Raw genomic sequence first — 23,638 nt, 5'->3', positions numbered from 1 at the left:
GCCATGGAAGAGAAGCTGCGCTTCGCCATCCGTGAAGGCGGCCGCACCGTCGGTGCCGGCATCGTCGTCACCATCAAGGAATAATCGACGCCGGCATTGGCCGGATCGACAGGGAAAGGGCGGTCTTCGGGCCGCCCTTTTTGTTTCCGGGCAGCCGGGGGCAGCCGCAAGCGGTGGGTATTTCAAAGCTGTTGCAAGCGCCATCGCGCCAACTAGTATGGCTTGCATTGCGGGAGCTTGGCGAAAGAGTGGTTCCAGGGCGCTGTTTCGAGGCATGGTGGTTGCGGGCGCTGGTCCGTGTCGTGCTGTTGACGGCCATGGTGCTGTCGGTCTCGGCGGCGCAGGCTCAGGAGCAGTCGCTGGACATACCGTCGATGCGGTTCGCGGTCGTGCGCAGCAATGTGCCGGGCTGCGAGCCCAATTGTCCCGAATGGATATCGGCTGAAGGCACCATCGAGGCGGGCACGCCATCGCTGTTCAAGCGCACGCTCAAGGCGCTCAAAGGCCGCCAATTGCCCGTGGTCGTCAATTCCCCCGGCGGTAACGTCGATGCTGCGGTGACCCTCGGCCGGATGATCCGCAAGAACAGGCTCGATATCGCCGTCGGCACGACGGCGTTTTCCGGCTGCGAGCCGCGGATGAAGGATTGCAAGGACAAGGGCACCGACTACTTTGGCACAGCCTATGACAACGGCGCCATGTGCAACTCTGCTTGCCCGCTGATGTTTTCCGGCGGAATTCGCCGCGTGGTCGGGGACTTCGCCTATCTCGGCGTCCACCAGATCACCACCACCTACCAGCGCGAGAAGCTGCTCTATCGGACCACCTACCGGATCGTGAACGGCAGGAAGAAGATCATCAGCACCAAAATTGTCAGCCGGAGGAACGCGGGCAGCTACAAGACCTACGAAATGAGCAAGGCGGTCGAGAAGAAGCTTTCGGCCTATCTGAAAGGCATGGGGATAGGCGACGGCGTACTCCTGACGATGAAGAACACGCCGGCCACCGATATCCATCAATTGGTTCTCCAAAACATGCTTCGGATGAACCTCGTCACGTCCCTGGACACCGTCGAGCTTTTCACCGCCAGCACGATCTGCAAGGCAGATCCGATGCCGGCGAATTGCCGGGAGATATTGACGGACAAGGACAAAGGGACAAGGCCGGCCAATGTCGCGACCGCCCAGGCAGGCCCCGCTCTACCCTCGTCGGCCAGGACTACGGCGCCAAAGGAAGCGGACATGCGTTTTGTGCTCGTCCGCGGCAGCAACCCGCTGTGCGATCCCGACTGCCCGGAATGGATCTCGGCGGAGGGTACGATCACCGCGCGGACGCCGGAAAGCCTGCGCCAGGCGCTCGATGCCGTCGCCGGCCGGCGGCTGCCGATCGTCATCAGCTCGCGAGGAGGAGATGTCGAGGGCGCGCTTGCGGCGGGCAGGCTCATCCGGGAACGCAGGCTCGACGTTGTCGTCGCTCACACCGATTTCGTGGATTGCGATCCCTCGGCGGATTGCCTGGCCAAGGAGGGCGTCCATGGCGGGCTCACCATCGAATCGGAGGGCGAATGTGCTTCGGCCTGTCCGATCATGGTTGCCGGTGGCGTCAGACGCTTGATTGGTCCGGCCGTGCGCCTAAGCGTGGGATCCCTTGGCTTTCAGGACAAGGTCGATGCGTATCTCGAGGAAATGGCGGTCAGGCCTGGCCTGTTCGCCATTTCCCCGGATCAACAGCAGCTTGATCGTGAGACGATACTCAAATTCGGGCTGGCGACCGGACGTCAGTCTGCTGACGAAATGACAGGCGCCACCATATGCAGATCGGTTCCGAGGCCCGACAATTGCCGGGTCGTGCCGTCTGCCAATGCCGAAGCCGACATGCCGGCCAAACTGTAACGTCGCGTATGTTGAACTGGCCATCGAGGCAGGTTGAGGCCGGCCGGGTCTTTCCGCTACCGTCAGCGGCATCGAGGACAGGTGACCATGCGCAAGGACGTTCCGACACTCTACGAATGGGCCGGCGGCAGCGAAGCCCTGAACCGGCTGACACGGACCTTTTATGACAAGGTGGCGCAGGACCCGGTCGTCGGGCCGGTGTTCAAGGCCATGTCGCCAGACCATCCCGCCCATGTCGCGGCCTTCATCGGCGAGGTCTTCGGTGGACCGAAGACCTACAGCGAAAAGTTCGGCGGCCACCGCGAGATGGTCATGCATCATCTGGGCAAGCATTTGACCGAGGAGCAGCGCCGCCGCTGGATCAACCTGCTCGCCGATGCCGCCGATGCCGTTGGCCTGCCCGACGATCCCGAGTTCCGTTCGGCCTTCATGGGCTATGTCGAATGGGGATCGCGGCTGGCCAAGATGAATTCCAATCTGGGCGAGACTTGCGATCCGGAAACCGAACCGATGCCGGCCTGGGGTTGGGGCGTGCCTGGCGGGCCATACAAGCCGCCGGCCGTGAAATCGTAGTCGTAGACGTCCAGAACAGGCCGAAGCGGCGGCCAGTCATCGGTGGTCCGGATCTCCGGCGAGGGGATGAAGGCGCGTTTGCGTGCAAACCACTCTTTACACAGAGCGCGGAAGCTTTTAGGAAACCCCTGCTGCGCCGAGGCGCACACGATACGGGCATAGCTCAGTTGGTAGAGCGGCGGTCTCCAAAACCGCAGGTCGTAGGTTCGAGCCCTGCTGCCCGTGCCATTTTCCCAGGAAAATCGCGACAAAGGATTGGATGCCGTTCGGTTGGCGGGAATAGCCAGCCGAACGATTAGCCCTTAATACGGCTTGATCCGCGAGCAGCAAAGGCCTTCATGCCCTTGCGGATCGCTCGTAATGCCTCGTCAGCGCATTGCCAGCCCTTGAATTTGATGGTTTTTCCGGTCCCAAGCACCGATGAGAGAAAGAACTGCTCGATTTCCCGCCTGAGGTGCTCGGGCACTTGGTCTGCGACCGCGGGCTCGTCTTCCGCATCCTCCTTGTGAGGACAGAAAATGTATCGATCATTGCGGATTGCCTTGCCGTCCCGATCCTTCTGCTTGACACGCAACGCACCCAGCAAGTGGCATTTGATGATCACGCCTGGCGCGGTAGCCGCCTGATGAATGACGAGCCCATCAAGAGGGTCACCATCCTCGCCCAATGTGGAGGGAACAAAGCCCCAATCGTAAGGATAACTCATTCCAACCGGCAAAGGGCGGACATATCCAAAAACCTGCGTCGCCGGATCATAGGCCAATTTCGCCGCGGCACCACGTGGGGTTTCGATCACCACTCTGATCAGGGCATTCGCCTTTGTCGGCAGCTTTAGAAAGTTGGGCATCAAGACGCCTCGCAGATGTGGGTCGGCTCTGGAACTTCGGGGCGTGAAGAATGTTCCGAAGTGCAGCCTTCAAGGAGATTTCAGGCATGACAAAAGCTGCTCTGCAAATGCTCAAGGGTGTGGGCTATTTGATTTCAACGCTGAGCGTTGTCCTCCTCGCCATCGTGAGTTGGAAAAGCGCTTCACAAAGTCCGCTGCTCATCGCCTGCCTACTTGGCGGCGCCGCAGCGTCAATTGCTGGCATGTTCTGCCGATGGCTAACATACGAGATCGAAAGGCGTCAGGAGCACAAGTAGGCTCTCTGAAAGCGGACGGCGCCGGGTCTGCCGATCGCAAAGCCGCTTCCGGCTCTAATCTGGATTGCTCCGGCGTTGCGCCGTAACTTGTGGGCTGCCTGCCTGCAAAGCCAATCGCTGTTCTCGTAGGCGCGCCGTTTTATCTTCCCTGGCCTTGCGTTCCGCATCCAGCACGACCTTGCTCTCGCGGTTCGCCCGTTCAATCTTTTCGCGATCGACGCGCCGCTTCATGACAGCCTCCTTTGGTCTGACGGCCAAAAAAGTGCCAACTTGAAAAAATGTTCCCTGGAAAATGAAGGCGATCAGACCCGGCTAGGACTGGATCCGGGTCAACCACATTTGATATTGAAAGCCACCTTGGCTGAGCGTTATGACAATAGGCGTTTCCCCATTGCTCGCGAGGCAACGCGATGGATGACGTGCTCCCAGATGGCATACGCCAACCAGCGGTCGAAGTGGTCGAAGCCTGCGGCGAATGGTTCGTGCGCGTGATCGAGGCGGATCAGGAAATTACCCGATCATTCGAACTGGAATCGTTCGCTCTAGCCTTTGCGGAAGGTCAGCGACTTCGCCTTGGTCTCGATAAGGTCGTACGGATCTAATGCCTCGGTTTTAAGATCCTGGCCTCTCGCAGAAGCGATGTCCAATTTAGCCCAAGGAAGACGATTAGCTCGCGGGCCTGGTTTTCGGTAATGCCGGTTTCTTCGACCAAACGGCGCACCACGCCGTCACCGCCTTTTTCCGGCGATTTGCCTAAATCCTCCGACATTTGCATTTGATGATGCCCCTTCCGAACACCCAACGGCACGGAACGAACAATGGTTCCGAGGGTGGCGATGGGCGAGGCGGGTCGAGCTCCGCCGAACTGCGTCAAGCCGACCTCTGTAAAAGGCCCCAAGACATTCCGCCCAGCCGTTGATCCAATTTTCCTCGTCGAATACCGAATGTGCACCGGGGGGGCACGCGATGCAGTAAGGACAATCGGCCTGAAGAATCGCGGGTCGTAGGTTCAACCCCGCTACTCCTCCCATTCTCGAAATGGCCATCAAGAACCATATTTCTGCGGACCGGCCTTTGAAAACCGGCGACACGCTTGCCATATTAGCCCGATTGGGGCATAAGGGCGCCATAGCCGGGACGGAACGACTGGATGGTTCCGAGGCGGCGTTTGGTCATAAAGCGGACACTTGCCACTTGCGTGGATCAAGAATCGGTTTTATGTAGACGGAACAGGCACGCGACGCGTGGAGCTGGGAAGCCGGCTTTACGCGTCTGATTTGCATGGGCGAAATGATTGCGCTGATTCGGCGCGAGACTGGGCTCAGGCGGCACGTCCCGGCCAGCGGGATCATCCAGGAGGCCCGGCCAACGGGTCTTGAAGACAGGCGGCATATGGCTTCGAAAACCACAAATCCTTTCGTCTTTCTCCAGCAGGTTCGCTCGGAGACCGCCAAGGTGACTTGGCCGTCGCGGCGCGAAACGATGATCTCGACGGTGATGGTTCTGGCCTTCGCTGTGATTGCGATGATCTTTTTCTTCAGCGCCGATCAGTTGATGGGCCTCGCGATCGAACAGATTCTGGGCATTGGACGCTAAGTCCGGCGAATACGGAGAAGTCTAAAAAAATGGCTGCGCGCTGGTACATCGTCCACGCTTATTCGAACTTTGAAAAGAAGGTCGCCGAGGACATCGAGAACAAGGCCAAGCAGAAGGGCTTGTCCGCCGATATCGAGCAGATCGTGGTGCCGACCGAAAAGGTCGTCGAGGTTCGTCGTGGCCGCAAGGTCGATGCCGAGCGCAAGTTCTTCCCGGGCTACGTGCTCCTGAAGGCCAACCTGACCGATGCCGTGTTCTCCCTGGTGAAGAACACGCCGAAGGTCACCGGCTTTCTTGGCGACTCCAAGCCGGTGCCGATCACCGAGGCGGAAGCGCAGCGCATCCTGAACCAGGTGCAGGAAGGCGTCGAGCGGCCGAAGCCGTCGGTCACGTTCGAGATCGGCGAGGCGATCCGCGTTTCGGATGGTCCTTTCGCGTCGTTCAACGGTTTCGTCCAGGAAGTGGACGAGGAGCGGGCGCGGCTCAAGGTGGAAGTTTCGATCTTCGGGCGCGCCGTGCCCGTCGATCTGGAATTCGGACAGGTCGAAAAGGGCTGAGCCGAAATCCCCGATGTTGAGCCGGCGACGCCGGCTCGGCGATCGGGGGAGGCGGTGCGGAAACGCACGGCCTGAGAACGGTGGGAGGCGAATGTGGCTTTAGCCGGCCACGTGAACCGCACCACCAGACTGCAACCGCCGGTGTTTTCCCTGATGGTGGGGCCGGCATAGACAAAGGCAGGAAAAGAGATGGCTAAGAAAATTGCAGGCCAGCTCAAGCTCCAGGTTTCCGCGGGTTCGGCTACGCCGTCGCCCCCGATCGGCCCGGCGCTTGGTCAGCGTGGCATTAACATCATGGAGTTCTGCAAGGCGTTCAACGCGCAGACCCAGGAAATGGAAAAGGGATCGCCGGTTCCGGTCGTCATCACCTACTACCAGGACAAGTCGTTCACCTTCGTCATGAAGACGCCGCCGGTGAGCTACTTCCTGAAGAAGGCCGCGAACCTGAAGTCGGGCTCGAAGGAGCCGGGCAAGGTCAAGGCTGGCACCGTTTCGCGCGACAAGGTGCGCGAAATCGCGACCGCCAAGATGAAGGATCTGAACGCAAACGACGTCGAGGCGGCCATGCGCATGGTCGAGGGCTCCGCCCGCTCGATGGGTCTGGAAGTGGTGGGCTGAGATCATGGCAAAGATTGCAAAGCGTGTATCGAAGACCCGCGAAGGCATTGATCCCAACAAGGCTTATGCCCTGGGTGAAGCGCTGAAGCTGCTCAAGGACCGTTCCTCGGTCAAGTTCGACGAGACCGTCGAAGTCGCCATGAATCTCGGCGTCGACCCGCGCCATGCCGACCAGATGGTCCGCGGCGTGGTCAATCTGCCGAACGGCACCGGTCGCTCGGTTCGTGTCGCCGTGTTCGCCCGTGGCGACAAGGCAGAGGAAGCCAAGGCCGCCGGCGCCGACATCGTCGGCGCGGAAGACCTGGTCGACATCGTCCAGAAGGGCACGATCGATTTCGATCGCTGCATCGCCACGCCGGACATGATGCCGCTGGTCGGCCGTCTCGGCAAGGTGCTCGGCCCGCGCGGCATGATGCCGAACCCGAAGGTCGGCACCGTCACCACCGACGTCGCCGCCGCCGTCAAGGCATCGAAGGGCGGCGCGGTCGAGTTCCGTGTCGAGAAGGCCGGCATCGTTCATGCCGGCGTCGGCAAGGTCTCGTTCGACGTCAAGGCGCTCGAAGAGAACATCCGCGCTTTCGCCGATGCGGTGACCAAGGCAAAGCCGGCTGGCGCCAAGGGCAACTACGTCAAGAAGGTGTCGGTCACCTCGACGATGGGCCCGGGCCTCAAGCTCGACGTCGCGACGCTCGCTGCGTCCTGATTAGACAATTTGGATCGGCCGCTGAAAGGCCGATCCGAGACTGAATTCCGGGCCCCGGATTTATCCTGGGCCCGGTGCCGGAAGTCGAAAGGCTTCCGGACATCCTGTCCGAGATTGCAGGCGGCCCAAAAGCCTTAATTCATGTGGGCCTGCATGAGACGGGTGAAGACCCGACAAAGGAGCAAGTGCTCCAATGAAAGGTTCGAACCGTGTTTGCCTTTTGTCTGCGCATCGTCGGCTTGCCGCCGGTGTGGCGAAAGGGGGCAGGATCCTCGAGCGTCGTTCGGGAGATCCGTTACTGGATGGCCCGGCCGGCAAAAGGCAACCCGACGCCTGTCCTCGAAACAGGGCAGGGGTCAACTGGAGATAGGCAGTGGACAGAGCGGAAAAACGCGAACTCGTCACGGGCCTGAACGAAGCGTTCGGAAACGCAGGTTCAGTCGTCGTGGCCCACTATGCCGGTATCACCGTCGCGCAAATGAACGACCTTCGGTCGAAAATGCGCGCTGCCGGTGGCACCGTTAAAGTCGCGAAGAACCGTCTCGCCAAAATCGCTCTTCAGGGCACGGACTCCGCATCGATCATCGATCTGTTCAAGGGACAGACGCTGATTGCTTATTCGGAGGATCCGATTGCGGCGCCGAAGGTCGCGTCCGATTTCGCCAAGGGAAATGACAAGCTTGTCATTCTCGGCGGCGCGATGGGCACCACCTCGCTCAACGCCGACGGTGTGAAGGCACTCGCCACACTTCCGTCGCTCGATGAGCTGCGCGCCCGACTGGTTGGCATGATCGCCACGCCGGCAACCCGGATCGCCCAGATCGTCAATGCGCCAGCGGCCTCGGTCGCGCGCGTCATCGGCGCTTACGCCCGGAAGGACGAGGCGGCATGAGGCCGTTCCTCGCTATCAAAAACACACGTTCGAACCTAACGAAGGAATACAACAATGGCTGATCTCGCAAAGATCGTAGACGACCTTTCGAAGCTGACCGTCCTCGAGGCGGCCGAGCTGTCGAAGCTTCTGGAAGAAAAGTGGGGCGTTTCGGCTGCTGCTCCGGTGGCGGTTGCCGCTGCCGGCGGCGCTGCCGCTGCTGCTGCTCCGGCCGAGGAAAAGACGGAATTCGACGTCGTCCTCACCGACGCTGGCGCTCAGAAGATCAACGTCATCAAGGAAGTCCGCGCCATCACCGGTCTTGGCCTCAAGGAAGCCAAGGACCTGGTCGAAGCGGCTCCGAAGCCGGTCAAGGAAGGCGTTTCCAAGGCTGACGCCGACAAGTTCAAGGCCCAGCTGGAAGCAGCCGGCGCCAAGGTCGACCTGAAGTAAGCGTAAAAGCGGCGGGCGGCCTCGCGCCGTCCGCCACTCCCTTCGCCTGGAGGGAGGACGCGTAGCGCGAGATGTACGAGAACCTCTTTCCTGAGGGCCGCGACCGGCCTTCAGGAAACGGGTTTTCTCCCGTTTTAGCCGGCCGCCGAAAGGCGAACGGAGAACAGACAGAGAGCCGCCGCCCAGGCGGCTCGGTATGCAAGGCGGACCGCGGCGAGGTCCGTCCCGAGTTTAGAGCTAAGGAGCGACGATGGCCCAGACCCAGACTTTCAATGGCCGCAGACGCGTACGCAAGTTCTTCGGAAAGATTCCGGAAGTTGCGGAGATGCCGAACCTGATCGAGGTTCAGAAGGCATCCTATGACCAATTCCTGATGGTGGACGAGCCCAAGGGCGGGCGTCCGGACGAGGGACTGCAGGCTGTTTTCAAGTCGGTCTTCCCGATCTCCGATTTTTCCGGCTCCTCGATGCTGGAGTTCGTGAAGTACGAGTTCGAAGGACCGAAATTCGACGTTGACGAATGCCGTCAGCGCGACCTGACCTATGCCGCGCCACTGAAGGTGACGCTGCGCCTCATCGTGTTCGATATTGACGAGGATACCGGCGCCAAGTCGATCAAGGACATCAAGGAACAGGACGTCTACATGGGCGACATGCCGCTCATGACCTTGAACGGCACCTTCATCGTCAACGGCACCGAGCGCGTCATCGTCTCGCAGATGCACCGTTCGCCGGGCGTCTTCTTCGACCACGACAAGGGCAAGTCGCACTCGTCGGGCAAGCTTCTGTTCGCCGCGCGCGTCATTCCTTATCGCGGCTCCTGGCTCGACATCGAGTTCGATTCCAAGGACGTCGTGCACGCCCGCATCGACCGCCGCCGCAAGATTCCGGTGACGTCGCTGCTGATGGCGCTCGGCATGGACGGCGAAGAGATCCTGTCGACCTTCTATAACAAGATCAGCTATGTGCGCGCCGGCGACCACTGGCGCATTCCGTTCAACGTCGAGCGCTTCCGCGGCCTCAAGGCCGTCGGCGACCTGGTCGACGCCGATACGGGCGAGGTCGTTGTCGAAGCCGGCAAGAAGATCACCGCACGTCAGGCGCGCCAGCTCGGCGAGAAGGGTCTGAAGGCGATCAAGGCGACCGACGAGGATCTGCTCGGCAACTACCTGGCCGAGGACATCGTCAACTACGCTACCGGCGAGATCTTCCTCGAGGCCGGCGACGAGATCGACGAAAAGACGCTCAAGGTGCTGCTTGGCACCGGCGAGCAGGAGATCAAGATCCTCGACATCGACCACGTCAATGTCGGCGCCTATATCAGAAACACGCTCGCCGTCGACAAGAACGAGAGCCGCCAGGACGCGCTGTTCGACATCTACCGTGTCATGCGCCCCGGCGAGCCGCCGACGCTCGAGACCGCCGAAGCCATGTTCAACTCGCTGTTCTTCGACAGCGAGCGCTATGATCTGTCGGCTGTCGGCCGCGTCAAGATGAACATGCGCCTCGAGCTCAAGGCCGAGGACACCGTGCGCGTTCTGCGCCAGGAAGACATCTTGGCCGTGGTCAAGACGCTGGTCGAACTGCGCGACGGCAAGGGCGAGATCGACGACATCGACAATCTCGGCAACCGCCGCGTGCGTTCTGTCGGCGAGCTGATGGAGAACCAGTACCGCGTCGGCCTGCTGCGCATGGAGCGCGCGATCAAGGAGCGTATGTCCTCGATCGAGATCGACACGGTCATGCCGCAGGACCTGATCAACGCCAAGCCGGCCGCCGCCGCCGTGCGCGAGTTCTTCGGTTCCTCGCAGCTGTCGCAGTTCATGGACCAGACCAACCCGCTGTCGGAGATCACCCACAAGCGCCGCCTGTCGGCGCTTGGACCGGGCGGTCTGACCCGCGAGCGCGCCGGCTTCGAGGTGCGCGACGTGCACCCGACGCATTACGGCCGTATCTGCCCGATCGAGACGCCGGAAGGCCCGAATATCGGTCTGATCAACTCGCTGGCCACCTTCGCGCGCGTCAACAAATACGGTTTCATCGAGAGCCCGTACCGCAAGATCGTCGACGGCAAGCTGACCAATGATGTCGTCTATCTCTCGGCGATGGAAGAAGCCAAGCACCATGTCGCGCAGGCCAATGCCGAGCTCGACAAGAATGGTGGCTTCGTCGACGAGTTCGTCATTTGCCGCAGTGCCGGCGAAGTGATGATGGCGCCGCGCGAAAACGTCGACCTTATGGACGTTTCGCCAAAGCAGATGGTGTCGGTGGCCGCGGCCCTGATCCCGTTCCTCGAGAACGACGACGCCAACCGCGCGCTGATGGGCTCGAACATGCAGCGTCAGGCCGTGCCGCTGGTGCGCGCCGAGGCGCCGTTCGTCGGCACCGGCATGGAGCCGATCGTCGCCCGTGACTCGGGCGCCGCCATCGGCGCCCGCCGCGGCGGCATCGTCGACCAGGTGGACGCGACGCGTATCGTTATCCGCGCCACCGAGGATCTCGATCCGGGCAAGTCCGGCGTCGATATCTACCGGCTGATGAAGTTCCAGCGCTCGAACCAGAACACCTGCATCAACCAGCGTCCGCTGGTGCGTATGGGTGATCGGGTCAACAAGGGTGACATCATCGCCGACGGTCCGTCGACGGAGCTCGGCGATCTGGCGCTCGGCCGCAACGTGCTGGTCGCGTTCATGCCGTGGAACGGCTACAACTACGAGGACTCGATCCTGCTCTCCGAGCGCATCGTCGCCGACGACGTCTTCACCTCGATCCACATCGAGGAGTTCGAGGTCATGGCGCGCGATACCAAGCTCGGTCCGGAGGAAATCACGCGCGACATTCCGAACGTTTCGGAAGAAGCGCTGAAGAACCTCGACGAAGCCGGCATCGTCTATATCGGCGCGGAAGTGCAGCCGGGCGACATCCTGGTCGGCAAAATCACGCCGAAGGGCGAAAGCCCGATGACGCCGGAAGAGAAGCTTCTGCGCGCCATCTTCGGCGAAAAGGCTTCCGACGTGCGCGACACATCGATGCGCATGCCTCCGGGCACTTTCGGCACCGTCGTCGAGGTGCGCGTGTTCAATCGCCACGGTGTGGAGAAGGACGAGCGCGCCATGGCGATCGAGCGCGAGGAGATCGAACGCCTCGCCAAGGACCGTGACGACGAACAGGCCATCCTGGACCGCAACGTCTATGCGCGTCTTTCCGACGTGCTCGTTGGCAAGGAAGCGATCGCCGGACCGAAGGGCTTCAAGAAGGGCTCGACGCTGTCGAAGGACACGCTCGACGAGTATCCGCGTTCGCAGTGGTGGCAGTTTGCCGTGGAGAATGAAAAGCTCCAGAGCGAACTGGAAGCCCTGCGTGGCCAGTACGACGACTCCAAGAAGGCGCTCGAGCAGCGCTTCATGGACAAGGTCGAGAAGGTGCAGCGCGGCGACGAAATGCCTCCGGGCGTCATGAAGATGGTCAAGGTCTTCGTGGCGGTGAAGCGCAAGATGCAGCCGGGCGACAAGATGGCCGGCCGTCACGGCAACAAGGGTGTCGTGTCGCGCATCGTTCCGGTCGAGGACATGCCTTTCCTCGAGGACGGCACGCATGCCGATATCGTGCTCAACCCGCTGGGTGTGCCGAGCCGCATGAATGTCGGCCAGATCCTGGAAACGCATCTGGGCTGGGCTTGCGCGGGCATGGGCAAGAAGATCGGCGAGCTGATCGACACGTACAAGGCGGCCGGCGACATCAAGCCGCTGCGCAAGACGCTGGAAAGCTTCATGCCGGCCAATGACCGCAACGAACCGATCCGTGAGTATGACGACGAGAGCATTGTTCGCCTCAGCGAGCAGATGCGCCGCGGCGTCTCGATCGCGACCCCGGTGTTCGACGGCGCGCACGAGGCTGACATCAACATCATGCTGGAGCAGGCGGGCCTGCACACCAGCGGTCAGTCGCAGCTCTATGACGGACGCACGGGCGAGCCGTTCGATCGCAAGGTGACAATGGGCTATATCTACATGCTCAAACTTCACCACCTGGTGGACGACAAGATCCACGCGCGTTCGATCGGTCCGTACTCGCTCGTCACCCAGCAGCCGCTGGGCGGCAAGGCGCAGTTCGGTGGCCAGCGCTTCGGCGAAATGGAGGTCTGGGCGCTGGAAGCCTACGGCGCCGCCTACACGCTACAGGAAATGCTGACGGTGAAGTCGGACGACGTCGCCGGCCGCACCAAGGTCTACGAGGCGATCGTGCGCGGCGACGACACGTTCGAGGCCGGCATTCCCGAGAGCTTCAACGTGCTCGTCAAGGAAATGCGGTCGCTTGGCCTCAATGTCGAGCTGGAGAACACCAAGCTCGACGACGCCCCGGTTCGGCTGCCCGACGCGGCCGAGTAAGGCTACGGCGCGCCGCACGAAGTTGTGGCGCGCCAACCAATTCGTCGGCCAGTGGCCGACAAAGGCGGCGGGCGTTTGGCCCGCGACTAGATGCAAGGGGTTTTCGAGGACCCCGAAAAGGAGAACGGCATGAACCAAGAGGTCATGAATCTCTTCAATCCGCAGGCGCCTGCGCAGGTGTTCGATTCCATCCGGATATCACTGGCCAGCCCTGAGAAGATTCTGTCCTGGTCGTTCGGCGAGATCAAGAAGCCGGAGACCATCAACTACCGCACCTTCAAGCCGGAGCGTGACGGTCTGTTCTGCGCGCGCATTTTTGGCCCGATCAAGGACTATGAGTGCCTGTGCGGCAAGTACAAGCGCATGAAGTACAAGGGCGTCATCTGCGAGAAGTGCGGCGTCGAAGTCACGCTGTCGCGCGTCCGTCGCGAGCGCATGGGCCATATCGAGCTCGCCGCTCCCGTCGCCCATATCTGGTTCCTGAAGTCGCTGCCCTCGCGTATCGGCACGCTGCTCGACATGACGCTGAAGGATATCGAGCGCGTCCTCTACTTCGAGAACTACATCGTCACCGAGCCTGGCCTCACCGCGCTGAAGGAGCACCAGCTGCTCAGCGAGGAAGAGTACATGATCGCCGTTGACGAGTATGGCGAGGATTCCTTCACCGCCATGATCGGCGCCGAGGCCATTCATGACCTCCTGGCCGGCATGGACCTTGAGAAGATCGCCGGCGACCTGCGTTCGGAACTGGCTTCGACCACGTCCGAGCTCAAGCAGAAGAAGTATCTGAAGCGGCTCAAGGTCGTCGAGAACTTCATGGAATCCGGCAACCGTCCGGAATGGATGATCATGAAGGTGGTTCCGGTGATCCCGCCGGACCTGCGCCCGCTCGTCCCGCTGGACGGCGGCCGTTTCGCCACGTCCGATCTGAACGACCTCTATCGCCGCGTCATCAACCGCAACAACCGTCTGAAGCGGCTGATCGAGCTGCGCGCTCCCGGCATCATCGTGCGCAATGAAAAGCGCATGCTGCAGGAAGCCGTTGACGCGCTGTTCGACAACGGCCGTCGCGGCCGCGTCATCACCGGCGCCAACAAGCGTCCGCTGAAGTCGCTGTCCGACATGCTCAAGGGCAAGCAGGGCCGGTTCCGCCAGAACCTGCTCGGCAAGCGCGTCGACTATTCCGGCCGCTCGGTCATCGTGACCGGTCCGGAGCTCAAGCTGCACCAGTGCGGCCTGCCGAAGAAGATGGCGCTCGAACTGTTCAAGCCCTTCATCTACGCCCGTCTTGACGCCAAGGGTTATTCCTCGACGGTCAAGCAGGCGAAGAAGCTGGTCGAGAAGGAGCGTCCGGAGGTCTGGGATATCCTCGACGAGGTCATCCGCGAGCATCCGGTGCTGTTGAACCGCGCGCCGACGCTGCACCGCCTCGGCATCCAGGCGTTCGAGCCGATCCTGATCGAAGGCAAGGCGATCCAGCTGCATCCGCTGGTTTGCACGGCCTTCAACGCCGACTTCGACGGTGACCAGATGGCCGTTCACGTGCCGCTGTCCCTGGAAGCGCAGCTTGAAGCCCGCGTGCTGATGATGTCGACCAACAACATCCTGCACCCGGCTTCCGGCGCGCCGATCATCGTTCCGTCGCAGGACATGGTTCTGGGTCTCTACTATCTCTCGATCGTCAACCAGAACGAGCCGGGCGAAGGCATGGTGTTTGCCGATATGGGCGAACTCCAGCATGCGCTCGAGACCAAGGCGGTGACCCTGCACGCCAAGATCAAGGGCCGCTTCCGCACGGTCGACGCCGAAGGCAAGGTCGTGTCGAAGATCCATGACACCACGCCTGGCCGCATGATCATCGGCGAGCTTCTGCCGAAGAACGTCAACGTGCCTTACGAGACCGCCAACCAGGAGATGACCAAGAAGAACATCTCCAAGATGATCGACACCGTCTACCGCCATTGCGGTCAGAAGGAGACGGTCATTTTCTGTGACCGCATCATGGCGCTCGGTTTCGCTCACGCCTGCCGTGCTGGCATTTCGTTCGGCAAGGACGACATGCTGATCCCGGACAGCAAGATCAAGCTGGTGTCGGACACCGAGGCTTTGGCCAAGGAATACGAGCAGCAGTACAATGACGGCCTGATCACGCAGGGCGAGAAGTACAACAAGGTCGTCGACGCCTGGGCCAAGTGCTCGGAAAAGGTCGCCGACGAGATGATGGCCCGCATCAAGGCGGTCGAGTTCGAGGACAATGGCCGTCAGAAGCCGATGAACTCGATCTACATGATGTCGCACTCCGGTGCGCGTGGCTCGCCCACCCAGATGCGTCAGCTTGCCGGCATGCGCGGCCTAATGGCCAAGCCGTCGGGTGAAATCATCGAGACGCCGATCATCTCGAACTTCAAGGAAGGCCTGACCGTGCTCGAGTACTTCAACTCGACCCACGGCGCCCGCAAGGGTCTGGCCGACACCGCCTTGAAGACGGCGAACTCGGGTTACCTCACCCGCCGCCTGGTCGACGTGGCGCAGGACTGCATCGTCAACTCCGTGGATTGCGGCACCGACAAGGGCCTCACCATGCAGCCGATCGTCGATGCCGGTCAGGTCGTTGCTTCGGTCGGCCAGCGCGTGCTGGGCCGCACCGCGCTCGACGACATCAACCATCCGGTGACCGGCGACCTGCTGGTCAAGGCCGGAACGCTGATGGACGAGCGCGACGTGGAGCAGATCGAAAAGGCCGGCGTCCAGTCGGTCCGCATCCGCTCGGCACTGACCTGCGAGGTCAGGGTTGGCGTGTGCGCGGTCTGCTACGGACGCGATCTGGCGCGCGGCACCCCGGTCAACCAGGGTGAAGCCGTCGGCGTCATCGCGGCGCAGTCGATCGGCGAGCCGGGCACCCAGCTCACCATGCGTACCTTCCACATGGGCGGTACCGCGCAGGTGGTGGACAGCTCGTTCCTTGAAGCCTCCTATGAGGGCAAGGTCGAGATCCGCAACCGCAACGTGGTGCGCAACTCCGACGGCCAGCAGATGGTCATGGGCCGCAACATGGCGGTGCTGATCCTCGACGAAGCCGGCAAGGAGCGCGCCACGCACCGTGTCACCTATGGTTCGCGTATCTTCGTGGACGATGGCGACAAGGTGAAGCGTGGTCAGCGTATCGCCGAGTGGGATCCCTATACCCGCCCGATCCTCACCGAAATCGAGGGCAAGGTGGCGTTCGAGGATCTGGTCGACGGTATTTCCGTCCAGGAAACGGCCGACGAGTCGACCGGCATCACCAAGCGTGAGGTCATCGACTGGCGTTCGACGCCGCGCGGCAACGATCTGAAGCCGGCGATCGTCGTTCAGGACGCCAAGGGCAAGGTCGGCAAGCTGTCGAAGGGTGGCGATGCACGCTTCCTGCTCTCGGTCGAGGCCATTCTGTCGGTCGAGCCGGGCGCGCAGGTTCGTCCCGGCGACGTGCTGGCTCGTATCCCGATGGAAAGCGCCAAGACCAAGGACATCACCGGCGGTCTGCCGCGTGTTGCCGAACTGTTCGAGGCACGTCGTCCGAAGGACCACGCCATCATCGCCGAGATCGATGGCACGATCCGTTTCGGCCGCGATTACAAGAACAAGCGCCGCATCATCATCGAGCCGCATGACTCGACGCTGGAGCCGGTCGAATACCTGATCCCGAAGGGCAAGCCGTTCCATCTCCAGGACGGCGACGTCATCGAGAAGGGCGACTACATCCTCGACGGCAATCCGGCGCCGCACGACATCCTGGCGATCAAGGGCGTGGAGGCACTTGCGTCCTACCTCGTCAACGAGATCCAGGAAGTCTACCGCCTGCAGGGCGTTTCGATCAACGACAAGCACATCGAAGTGATCGTTCGCCAGATGCTGCAGAAGGTCGAGATCACCACGCAGGGCGACTCGACCTACATTCCGGGCGACCACGTCGACGTGATCGAACTGGAAGAGGTCAACGAGCGTCTGATCGAGGACGGCAAGAAGCCGGCCGAAGGCCAGCCGGTGCTGCTCGGCATCACCAAGGCCTCGCTGCAGACGCCGTCCTTCATCTCGGCCGCCTCCTTCCAGGAGACGACCAGAGTGCTGACGGAAGCCGCGGTTGCCGGCAAGACCGACATGCTGCAGGGCTTGAAGGAAAACGTCATCGTCGGCCGGCTGATCCCGGCCGGTACGGGCGGCACGATGAGCCAGATCCGGCGCATCGCCACCTCGCGCGACGAACTGATCATCGACGAGCGCCGCAAGGCCTCCGGTGTGGAAGTCGCCGAGCCGATGCTGGCCGATATGACAACCGCCGCGCAGTAAGCGCGGCGGCAACGCAATCCGGGAGAAACCGTTCTTCTGGAACTGCGTCAGAATAAAAATATAAGGCGGTCGTTTCGGTGAAACGGCCGCCTTGAAATCTCAGGCAACGAGGCCGTCGGGGTAACCCGGCGGCTTTTTTGTTGCTTTATTCGGATGGTTTCTCGAACCGCAGCAGATCGCCTGGCTCGCAGTCGAGATATTCGCAGATACGCTCCAACGTGTCGAAGCGGATGCCCTTGACCTTTCCCTGCTTCAACAGGGAGAGATTGGCCTCGGTGATGCCGACATGCTCGGCCAGATCCTTGGACTTCACATTGCGTTCGGCTAGGACGACGTTGAGCCTGACCCTTATGGGCATGAACGGTTCCTCAGATGAACTGCGCGTTTTCGTCGGCAAGGGCCGCCGCCTCGGCCAGCACCCAGGCGATGACGGCGATTATGCCGGCCGCCAACAGCGCCAGTATCGTGTCGCTGCCAAAGCCAAGGGTCAGGCGATGCTGGCCCGCGGGTGCGTCTGAACTCAGAAGGACAGACAGCGCCGTCGCCGAAAATGGCTTCAGCAACGCGGATGCGAGCAGGCCCAGGGCAAAGTCCCGCAGGCCCTTCACCGCATCCCGGCCAAAGAAATTTCCGGCCGCGAACGCACCAAAGCAGCGCCTTGCGGACATCAGCGCCACGATCAGGCATGCGAGGGGCACGAATGAGATCGCAAATCCCGCGGCTCGTCTCCCCATACCCAGACCTGCCAGCCATTCCGGCGGCATCAGCGCGTCCGCCGCGATAGAACTGGGGGATGCTGAAAACCAATAGAAGACAAGCCCGGCCGCCAGAAGCGCCGCCAGAAGAATGCAGCCTCTCGCCAGGGCGAGGCTGAAAAGCCGGATGCGGTTCAACCTCGCTAGGCGGTTGGGGTCGGAGGCTGGAACCGTCACGGTAAAGTCGGTCATGATAGGTCTCGCAAAATAGAAAACAATTATCGTTTTACAATAATAAATTTATGCGTCATGATGCGCTCTGTCAAGATGACATTCCAGACAGGAGAATTCAATGCGTTCCTTCGTACACCAGATTCCCGTGGCGGCTATTGGCGCCACGGTGGCGTTCGCACTGCCCGTTGCCGCCGTTGCCCTTCCGTCCACCGCGATGGGGCAGGTCTCTGTCGCACAGGTCATGGAGATGATTGCCAAGGTCGACTCGAGCCCGATAGCGAAGCAGACATTGGTTGCTTATGTCGCCGGGGTCGGGGAAGCGGCCGGTGTGATCGTCGATACGATCGGCGGCTCGCATATGGTCTCTTGCAAGACCGCGCTCCGGCTGGATACCGGGAGCGTGCGCGCCGCCCTTGAGACGGGCGCGCCCAGCCGGAGCAACTGGTCCGAAACGCCGGCAACGCCGTTGATTGTCGCCGACATGGTGAAGCGCGCTGGCTGCCGGATCAAGGATTGACACAGCCAATCCCCTGAGAGTGATCACGCCACTGCTTCAGCCGTGAACGCCGCACGAAGGCGGTGCGGCGTTCCGTTGTCGCCGCCTAGTCGAAAAACGCCGCGACCACATTGCGTTTGCCGAGCATGAACGCGTCGGCGACATGTTGCAGCGGTGCGAGATCGACGTCGGAGATACCCGCGCGCACGATTTCGGCGAAGCGCTTGTAGAGCATCGGGTACTCTGCTTCCGGTTCATCATGCACGACATGGCCATCGACGATGAGCTTGGAACCACCACCCGAAAGCACCATGGCGCCCTTGTCGGTATCGGCCAGGATGTCCCAGCTTTGTGGACCTCTCTGGAGCCAGTCGAGGTCCATCGTCACCGGCAATCCATTCGAGGTGCGGAAGGTCACTTGCGCCGCGACCGGGGCCGCACGGTTTTCGGGGAAATCGAGAACCGCAGAGCTGATGAACATTGCCGGCAGGATGTAGGTCGCGATCGACAGCGCGTTGATACCGGGATCGAAGACACCAAAGCCGCCGGGCTGCCAGATCCACTCCTGGTTCGGATGCCAGCGGCGCACATCTTCCTTCCAGTTGATAGCGGCCGACCTGATCCTGGTCGAACCGAGGAAGGTGCGCGCGGCCTCAACCGCCGGCGCATAGCGTGAATGCCAGCTGGCGAACAATGAGACGCTGTTCTCTGCCGCCAGTGCCTTCAGGTCCTCGACCTCGCTGACCGTGGCGCCAGGCGGCTTTTCCAGGAAGACATGCTTCTTCGCCTCGATCGCGGTGCGCGCGGCATCGTAACGGAATTGCGGTGGCATGCAGAGCGAGATGGCGTGGAGTTCCGGTACCGCGTCGAGCATCGCCTCGATGGTGGGAAAATTCGGGACGCCGTCGACCTTGCCGTGCCGGCTTGCCGCGGCGGCGAGACGATAGTTCTCGTCCTTCGCCAGGGCCGGCAGGTGCTGGTCGCGCACGATCTTGCCGACACCGACGATGCCTATCTTGATGGGATTGCTGTTCGAGGACATGGGGGCTCCAGAATGGGAAGGGCAGATTTTTCCAGGCGTGAGCGACAGCTGGGCAAGTTGCAGTGGATGGAGAATCGGTCCGGCCGACTCAGCCGCGTCCGCGCCTGATTCTCAGATCGGCGCGTCGAAGGTGACGATCGAAACTTCGCCTTCAAGCGCGCCCTGGTAGGCCGACAGATGCGGCTCGTCATCGGGCACGCCTTCCATGTCGCCGATCTGGTCGAGCTCGGCCTCCGCGTAACCTTCCGCGGCAAGCGATTCGAGAGCGCGGCGCACCGCCGAATCGTCATCGGGAGCGACCAGCATGATGTGCACGCCTTCCGCTTTGCCGCCTTTGCGCTTCCACACCCGGCCGGTAATGATGGTGACCGGCCGTTCTTCGTTATCGTTCACGGACTGATTCCTCCTGGCAAAGGGCAGGCGAGGGGATTTTGAGTTGCTCAGGCGGCTTTTCGCATGAAGCGGGGTCGCGCAAAAGCCAAAAGCCATTCCCTTTGGCAAAGGCTTGGCACTTTCTTCCTCGTCCTTGCAAATTGGCGAAAGAAAATTACATGCGGTTTTCGCATGGCTGCCAAGCCAGGGCTTCAATGCAATATTTGCCGTTGCGGGGTTGACGCTTCGCGGGCTTGCGAGTAGAAGCCGCCCAGTCAGAACCGATGTGAGGCTCTCCTTTCCGAAGCGACACGCTTTGGAGTTTGCCTCAAACAGGGTTCGTTTTACGAGCGAAAAGACATTTCCGGCGTGCATGAAGCGGCTTCCGCTTCCTCTGCCATTTGTTCGGGCAAGACCGCGAGGCGCGGTTTGTGGCCCGAATTTGCGTATGGAAATGACGCTTTGAGCGGCCCTGACCGGGCGAGACACGGAATTGAGAGACAAGAGGGTTTAATGCCTACCGTCAACCAGCTGATCCGCAAGCCGCGCATTGCGCCGGTGAAGCGCAACAAGGTCCCGGCCATGCAGCAGAACCCGCAGAAGCGGGGCGTCTGCACGCGCGTCTACACGACGACGCCGAAGAAGCCGAACTCGGCGCTGCGCAAGGTGGCCAAGATCCGCCTGACCAATGGTTTTGAGGTGATCGGTTACATCCCCGGCGAAGGTCACAACCTTCAGGAGCACTCCGTGGTCATGATCCGCGGCGGCCGCGTCAAGGATCTTCCGGGCGTCCGCTACCACATCATCCGCGGCGTGCTCGACACGCAGGGCGTGAAGAACCGCAAGCAGCGCCGTTCGAAGTACGGCGCGAAGCGTCCGAAGTAAGATTTTCCGGCCCTGGCGCTGCTTCAACGCGTCGGGCTACGAGATTGAGAGGCAAAAGCCATGTCGCGTCGTCACAGTGCAGAAAAGCGTGAGATCAATCCGGATCCGAAGTTCGGCGATCTGATCGTTACCAAGTTCATGAACGCCGTCATGTATGACGGCAAGAAGTCGGTCGCCGAGACCATCGTCTACGGCGCGCTCGATCAGGTCCAGTCGAAGACCAAGCAGGAGCCGGTCACCGTCTTCCATCAGGCGCTCGACAATGTCGCGCCGCATGTGGAAGTGCGTTCGCGTCGCGTCGGCGGCGCCACCTACCAGGTCCCGGTCGATGTGCGTCCCGAGCGCCGCCAGGCGTTGGCCATCCGTTGGCTGATCGCGGCTGCTCGCAACCGCAACGAGACCACCATGGTCGACCGCCTCTCGGGCGAGCTGATGGACGCGGCCAACAACCGCGGCACCGCCGTCAAGAAGCGTGAAGACACCCACAAGATGGCTGAAGCCAACCGCGCTTTCGCACACTACCGCTGGTAAAGCGCGAACAGGACTGAGAGGCAGCTACGATGGCCCGCGAATACAAAATCGAAGACTACCGCAATTTCGGTATCATGGCGCATATTGACGCCGGCAAGACGACGACCACCGAGCGCGTCCTCTATTACACGGGCAAGTCGCACAAGATCGGCGAAGTGCACGACGGCGCCGCCACCATGGACTGGATGGAGCAGGAGCAGGAACGCGGCATCACCATCACGTCCGCGGCCACCACGACCTTCTGGAAGGGCCGTGACGGCAAGATGCGTCGCTTCAACATCATCGACACCCCCGGACACGTTGACTTCACCATCGAGGTCGAGCGTTCGCTGCGCGTGCTCGACGGCGCCATCGCGCTGCTCGACGCCAATGCCGGTGTCGAGCCGCAGACGGAAACCGTCTGGCGCCAGGCCGACAAGTACCGCGTGCCGCGCATGATCTTCTGTAACAAGATGGACAAGATCGGCGCCGACTTCTACCGCTCGGTCGAGATGATTGGTTCGCGCCTCGGTGCGCAGGCTGTCGTCATGCAGCTGCCGATCGGCGCCGAGACCGAGTTCAAGGGTGTTGTCGATCTCGTCGACATGAACGCGCTTGTCTGGCGCGACGAGACCCTGGGCGCTGCCTGGGACATCGTCGAGATCCCGGCCGACCTCAAGGCCCGCGCCGAGGAATACCGCGAGAAGATGATCGAAGCCGCCGTCGAAATGGACGAGACGGCCCTCGAGAACTACCTCGAAGGCAAGATGCCGTCGAATGACGAGATCCGTTCGCTGATCCGCAAGGGCACGATCGCGGTCAAGTTCTTCCCGATGTTCTGTGGCTCGGCCTTCAAGAACAAGGGCGTGCAGCCGCTGCTCGACGCCGTCGTTGAATATCTGCCGTCGCCGGCCGACGTTCCCGCCATCAAGGGTGTCGATGCCAAGACCGACGCCGAGATCGAGCGTCATGCGGTTGACGACGAGCCGCTCTCGATGCTCGCCTTCAAGATCATGAACGACCCGTTCGTCGGTTCGCTGACCTTTGCCCGCATCTATTCGGGCAAGCTCACCAAGGGCATCTCGGTCGACAACACCGTCAAGGGCAAGAAGGAGCGCATCGGCCGCATGCTGCAGATGCATGCGAATTCGCGCGCCGACGTCGAGGAAGCTTTCGCCGGCGATATCGTTGCCCTGGCGGGCCTCAAGGACACGACCACCGGCGACACGCTGTGCGATCCGCTGCACCCGGTCATCCTCGAGCGCATGGAATTCCCCGATCCGGTCATCCAGATCGCCATCGAGCCGAAGACCAAGAACGACCAGGAAAAGATGGGCCTCGCCCTTCACCGCCTGGCTGCCGAGGATCCGTCCTTCCGCGTCAAGACCGACGAGGAAAGCGGCCAGACCATCATCTCCGGCATGGGCGAACTGCACCTCGACATCATCGTCGACCGCATGCGCCGCGAGTTCAAGGTCGAAGCCAATGTCGGCGCTCCGCAGGTGGCCTATCGCGAGACGATCACCCGCAAGCACGAGCAGGACTACACCCACAAGAAGCAGACCGGCGGTACCGGCCAGTTCGCCCGCGTGAAGGTCGTGTTCGAGCCGAATACAGAGGGCGAAGACTTCGTGTTCGAGTCCAAGATCGTCGGCGGCGCCGTGCCGAAGGAATACATTCCGGGTGTCGAAAAGGGCATCCAGAGCGTCATGGGCGCTGGTCCGTTCGCGGGCTTCCCGATGATCGGCGTCCGTGCGACGCTGATCGACGGCGCCTACCACGACGTCGACTCCTCGGTCCTGGCCTTCGAAATCGCGTCCCGCGCCTGCTTCCGTGAAGCCGCACCCAAGCTTGGCGTTCAGCTGCTCGAACCGATCATGAAGGTCGAAGTCGTGACGCCGGAAGACTACGTCGGCAGCGTCATCGGCGACCTGAACGGCCGTCGTGGCCAGATCCAGGGTCAAGAAGCGCGTGGCGTGGCTGTCGTCATCAACGCGATGGTGCCGCTCGCCAACATGTTCAAGTACGTCGACAACCTGCGCTCGATGAGCCAGGGCCGCGCGGCCTACACGATGCAGTTCGATCACTACGAGCCGGTCCCGACCGCGGTCGCCCAGGAAGTCCAGAAAAAGTACGCGTAACTCGAAAGAGCTGCCGCGGTAACGCAATTCAAAGCCCGCATGGGCGAGCAGGAAATGGAGACATCACATGGCAAAAGGTAAATTCGAGCGCACTAAGCCTCATGTGAACATCGGCACGATTGGTCACGTTGACCATGGCAAGAC

General features: G+C 61.5%; 24 protein-coding genes, 1 tRNA gene and 1 pseudogene. 19 read left to right on the top strand and 7 right to left on the bottom strand.

Features of this window, described 5'->3' with window-relative positions; translation table 11 throughout:
* The 4 genes from AC07SZ_RS35385 to AC07SZ_RS35370 all read left to right on the top strand — a co-directional run.
* Positions 1-84, top strand: an 84-nt coding sequence (locus AC07SZ_RS35385) for an EF-Tu C-terminal domain-related protein (protein ID WP_455749504.1), incomplete at its 5' end; no start/stop codon positions are given.
* A gap of 164 nt (positions 85-248) precedes the next feature.
* Positions 249-1,892, top strand: coding sequence for a COG3904 family protein (locus AC07SZ_RS35380; RefSeq protein WP_494917862.1), 1,644 nt, complete (start codon positions 249-251; stop codon positions 1,890-1,892).
* Positions 1,893-1,979: 87 nt separating this feature from the next.
* The gene (locus AC07SZ_RS35375) at positions 1,980-2,465 is read left to right on the top strand and encodes a group II truncated hemoglobin (RefSeq protein WP_172373923.1); all 486 of its coding nucleotides are present in this window, start codon (positions 1,980-1,982) and stop codon (positions 2,463-2,465) included.
* A 152-nt stretch (positions 2,466-2,617) separates the two neighbouring features.
* A tRNA-Trp gene (locus AC07SZ_RS35370) sits at positions 2,618-2,693 on the top strand.
* 67 nt (positions 2,694-2,760) lie between these two features.
* On the opposite strand, the gene AC07SZ_RS35365 is transcribed toward AC07SZ_RS35370, so the two are convergent.
* Entirely contained in the window at positions 2,761-3,312 is a 552-nt protein-coding gene (locus AC07SZ_RS35365; protein WP_494917861.1) for an inorganic diphosphatase, read from the bottom strand.
* Between the two features lie 86 nt (positions 3,313-3,398).
* Between AC07SZ_RS35365 and AC07SZ_RS35360 the strand changes: the two genes are divergently transcribed.
* The gene (locus tag AC07SZ_RS35360; RefSeq protein ID WP_494917860.1) at positions 3,399-3,608 is read left to right on the top strand and encodes a hypothetical protein; all 210 of its coding nucleotides are present in this window, start codon (positions 3,399-3,401) and stop codon (positions 3,606-3,608) included.
* 54 nt (positions 3,609-3,662) lie between these two features.
* On the opposite strand, the gene AC07SZ_RS35355 is transcribed toward AC07SZ_RS35360, so the two are convergent.
* Positions 3,663-3,839 (bottom strand): hypothetical protein, encoded by a 177-nt coding sequence (locus AC07SZ_RS35355; RefSeq protein WP_155772409.1) that lies wholly within the window; start codon positions 3,837-3,839, stop codon positions 3,663-3,665.
* 179 nt (positions 3,840-4,018) lie between these two features.
* On the opposite strand from AC07SZ_RS35355, the gene AC07SZ_RS35350 reads away from it, so the two are divergent.
* A complete protein-coding gene (locus tag AC07SZ_RS35350) occupies positions 4,019-4,210 on the top strand; it encodes a hypothetical protein (RefSeq protein WP_056568378.1) in 192 nt (63 codons plus the stop codon).
* Here the strand turns inward: AC07SZ_RS35350 and AC07SZ_RS35345 are convergent.
* On the bottom strand, positions 4,207-4,482 hold the full coding sequence (locus tag AC07SZ_RS35345; RefSeq protein ID WP_494917859.1) for a hypothetical protein: 276 nt from the start codon (positions 4,480-4,482) through the stop codon (positions 4,207-4,209). The genes AC07SZ_RS35350 and AC07SZ_RS35345 overlap by 4 nt on opposite strands.
* Before the next feature lie 518 nt (positions 4,483-5,000).
* Here AC07SZ_RS35345 and secE point away from each other — a divergent pair.
* The 8 genes from secE to rpoC all read left to right on the top strand — a co-directional run bounded on the left by secE (position 5,001) and on the right by rpoC (position 17,119).
* Complete coding sequence (gene secE, locus AC07SZ_RS35340; protein WP_010909260.1) at positions 5,001-5,204, top strand: preprotein translocase subunit SecE; 204 nt, start codon at positions 5,001-5,003, stop codon at positions 5,202-5,204.
* Between the two features lie 29 nt (positions 5,205-5,233).
* Positions 5,234-5,761, top strand: a complete 528-nt coding sequence (nusG, locus tag AC07SZ_RS35335; RefSeq protein WP_010909261.1) for a transcription termination/antitermination protein NusG — start codon at positions 5,234-5,236, stop codon at positions 5,759-5,761.
* Positions 5,762-5,950: 189 nt separating this feature from the next.
* A complete protein-coding gene (gene rplK, locus AC07SZ_RS35330; protein ID WP_010909262.1) occupies positions 5,951-6,379 on the top strand; it encodes a 50S ribosomal protein L11 in 429 nt (142 codons plus the stop codon).
* Between the two features lie 4 nt (positions 6,380-6,383).
* Entirely contained in the window at positions 6,384-7,082 is a 699-nt protein-coding gene (gene rplA / locus AC07SZ_RS35325) for a 50S ribosomal protein L1 (RefSeq protein WP_056568375.1), read from the top strand.
* Positions 7,083-7,455: 373 nt separating this feature from the next.
* Positions 7,456-7,974, top strand: a complete 519-nt coding sequence (gene rplJ, locus AC07SZ_RS35320) for a 50S ribosomal protein L10 (protein WP_019857958.1) — start codon at positions 7,456-7,458, stop codon at positions 7,972-7,974.
* A gap of 54 nt (positions 7,975-8,028) precedes the next feature.
* The gene (gene rplL / locus AC07SZ_RS35315; RefSeq protein ID WP_010909265.1) at positions 8,029-8,406 is read left to right on the top strand and encodes a 50S ribosomal protein L7/L12; all 378 of its coding nucleotides are present in this window, start codon (positions 8,029-8,031) and stop codon (positions 8,404-8,406) included.
* A gap of 250 nt (positions 8,407-8,656) precedes the next feature.
* Positions 8,657-12,793 (top strand): DNA-directed RNA polymerase subunit beta, encoded by a 4,137-nt coding sequence (gene rpoB, locus AC07SZ_RS35310; RefSeq protein WP_494917858.1) that lies wholly within the window; start codon positions 8,657-8,659, stop codon positions 12,791-12,793.
* A 129-nt stretch (positions 12,794-12,922) separates the two neighbouring features.
* On the top strand, positions 12,923-17,119 hold the full coding sequence (gene rpoC, locus AC07SZ_RS35305) for a DNA-directed RNA polymerase subunit beta' (protein ID WP_056568394.1): 4,197 nt from the start codon (positions 12,923-12,925) through the stop codon (positions 17,117-17,119).
* 145 nt (positions 17,120-17,264) lie between these two features.
* On the opposite strand, the gene AC07SZ_RS35300 is transcribed toward rpoC, so the two are convergent.
* Together AC07SZ_RS35300 and AC07SZ_RS35295 are read right to left on the bottom strand one after the other, a co-directional pair.
* Entirely contained in the window at positions 17,265-17,477 is a 213-nt protein-coding gene (locus AC07SZ_RS35300; RefSeq protein WP_056568371.1) for a helix-turn-helix domain-containing protein, read from the bottom strand.
* Between the two features lie 10 nt (positions 17,478-17,487).
* Positions 17,488-18,066, bottom strand: coding sequence for a DUF2975 domain-containing protein (locus tag AC07SZ_RS35295; protein ID WP_494917857.1), 579 nt, complete (start codon positions 18,064-18,066; stop codon positions 17,488-17,490).
* Positions 18,067-18,166: 100 nt separating this feature from the next.
* On the opposite strand from AC07SZ_RS35295, the gene AC07SZ_RS35290 reads away from it, so the two are divergent.
* The gene (locus AC07SZ_RS35290; protein ID WP_494917856.1) at positions 18,167-18,565 is read left to right on the top strand and encodes a chlorophyllide reductase; all 399 of its coding nucleotides are present in this window, start codon (positions 18,167-18,169) and stop codon (positions 18,563-18,565) included.
* An 85-nt stretch (positions 18,566-18,650) separates the two neighbouring features.
* Here AC07SZ_RS35290 and AC07SZ_RS35285 read toward each other — a convergent pair whose 3' ends face one another.
* The gene (locus AC07SZ_RS35285) at positions 18,651-19,586 is read right to left on the bottom strand and encodes a Gfo/Idh/MocA family protein (RefSeq protein ID WP_494917854.1); all 936 of its coding nucleotides are present in this window, start codon (positions 19,584-19,586) and stop codon (positions 18,651-18,653) included.
* A 111-nt stretch (positions 19,587-19,697) separates the two neighbouring features.
* Positions 19,698-19,979, bottom strand: coding sequence for a hypothetical protein (locus tag AC07SZ_RS35280; protein ID WP_056568343.1), 282 nt, complete (start codon positions 19,977-19,979; stop codon positions 19,698-19,700).
* Positions 19,980-20,471: 492 nt separating this feature from the next.
* Here AC07SZ_RS35280 and rpsL point away from each other — a divergent pair, with 492 nt between their 5' ends.
* The 4 genes and pseudogenes from rpsL to AC07SZ_RS35260 form a co-directional block, all read left to right on the top strand.
* Positions 20,472-20,843 carry a 30S ribosomal protein S12 gene (gene rpsL / locus AC07SZ_RS35275; RefSeq protein ID WP_006333356.1) on the top strand — a complete coding sequence of 124 codons (372 nt, stop codon included), beginning with the start codon at positions 20,472-20,474 and terminating at the stop codon, positions 20,841-20,843.
* Between the two features lie 60 nt (positions 20,844-20,903).
* Positions 20,904-21,374 (top strand): 30S ribosomal protein S7, encoded by a 471-nt coding sequence (gene rpsG / locus AC07SZ_RS35270; RefSeq protein ID WP_008875664.1) that lies wholly within the window; start codon positions 20,904-20,906, stop codon positions 21,372-21,374.
* A gap of 29 nt (positions 21,375-21,403) precedes the next feature.
* Entirely contained in the window at positions 21,404-23,494 is a 2,091-nt protein-coding gene (gene fusA, locus AC07SZ_RS35265) for an elongation factor G (protein ID WP_056568340.1), read from the top strand.
* Between the two features lie 67 nt (positions 23,495-23,561).
* A pseudogene (locus AC07SZ_RS35260) lies at positions 23,562-23,638 on the top strand (GTP-binding protein); the annotation flags it as partial.

This window comes from Mesorhizobium sp. GW821-FHT07A06, from assembly GCF_059419085.1.
The sequence above is the reverse complement of the archived record's forward strand: the minus strand, read 5'-3'. Positions and strand labels throughout refer to the sequence as shown.

Bases quoted from the DNA above. Each gene is read 5' to 3' on its own strand.
- AC07SZ_RS35375 (WP_172373923.1), top strand. From the start codon at position 1,980: ATGCGCAAGGACGTTCCGACACTCTACGAATGGGCCGGCGGCAGCGAA.
- AC07SZ_RS35365 (WP_494917861.1), bottom strand. From the start codon at position 3,312: ATGCCCAACTTTCTAAAGCTGCCGACAAAGGCGAATGCCCTGATCAGA.
- AC07SZ_RS35360 (WP_494917860.1), top strand. From the start codon at position 3,399: ATGACAAAAGCTGCTCTGCAAATGCTCAAGGGTGTGGGCTATTTGATT.
- AC07SZ_RS35355 (WP_155772409.1), bottom strand. From the start codon at position 3,839: ATGAAGCGGCGCGTCGATCGCGAAAAGATTGAACGGGCGAACCGCGAG.
- AC07SZ_RS35350 (WP_056568378.1), top strand. From the start codon at position 4,019: ATGGATGACGTGCTCCCAGATGGCATACGCCAACCAGCGGTCGAAGTG.
- secE (WP_010909260.1), top strand. From the start codon at position 5,001: ATGGCTTCGAAAACCACAAATCCTTTCGTCTTTCTCCAGCAGGTTCGC.
- nusG (WP_010909261.1), top strand. From the start codon at position 5,234: ATGGCTGCGCGCTGGTACATCGTCCACGCTTATTCGAACTTTGAAAAG.
- rplK (WP_010909262.1), top strand. From the start codon at position 5,951: ATGGCTAAGAAAATTGCAGGCCAGCTCAAGCTCCAGGTTTCCGCGGGT.
- rplA (WP_056568375.1), top strand. From the start codon at position 6,384: ATGGCAAAGATTGCAAAGCGTGTATCGAAGACCCGCGAAGGCATTGAT.
- rplL (WP_010909265.1), top strand. From the start codon at position 8,029: ATGGCTGATCTCGCAAAGATCGTAGACGACCTTTCGAAGCTGACCGTC.
- rpoB (WP_494917858.1), top strand. From the start codon at position 8,657: ATGGCCCAGACCCAGACTTTCAATGGCCGCAGACGCGTACGCAAGTTC.
- rpoC (WP_056568394.1), top strand. From the start codon at position 12,923: ATGAACCAAGAGGTCATGAATCTCTTCAATCCGCAGGCGCCTGCGCAG.
- AC07SZ_RS35300 (WP_056568371.1), bottom strand. From the start codon at position 17,477: ATGCCCATAAGGGTCAGGCTCAACGTCGTCCTAGCCGAACGCAATGTG.
- AC07SZ_RS35295 (WP_494917857.1), bottom strand. From the start codon at position 18,066: ATGACCGACTTTACCGTGACGGTTCCAGCCTCCGACCCCAACCGCCTA.
- AC07SZ_RS35290 (WP_494917856.1), top strand. From the start codon at position 18,167: ATGCGTTCCTTCGTACACCAGATTCCCGTGGCGGCTATTGGCGCCACG.
- AC07SZ_RS35285 (WP_494917854.1), bottom strand. From the start codon at position 19,586: ATGTCCTCGAACAGCAATCCCATCAAGATAGGCATCGTCGGTGTCGGC.
- rpsL (WP_006333356.1), top strand. From the start codon at position 20,472: ATGCCTACCGTCAACCAGCTGATCCGCAAGCCGCGCATTGCGCCGGTG.
- rpsG (WP_008875664.1), top strand. From the start codon at position 20,904: ATGTCGCGTCGTCACAGTGCAGAAAAGCGTGAGATCAATCCGGATCCG.
- fusA (WP_056568340.1), top strand. From the start codon at position 21,404: ATGGCCCGCGAATACAAAATCGAAGACTACCGCAATTTCGGTATCATG.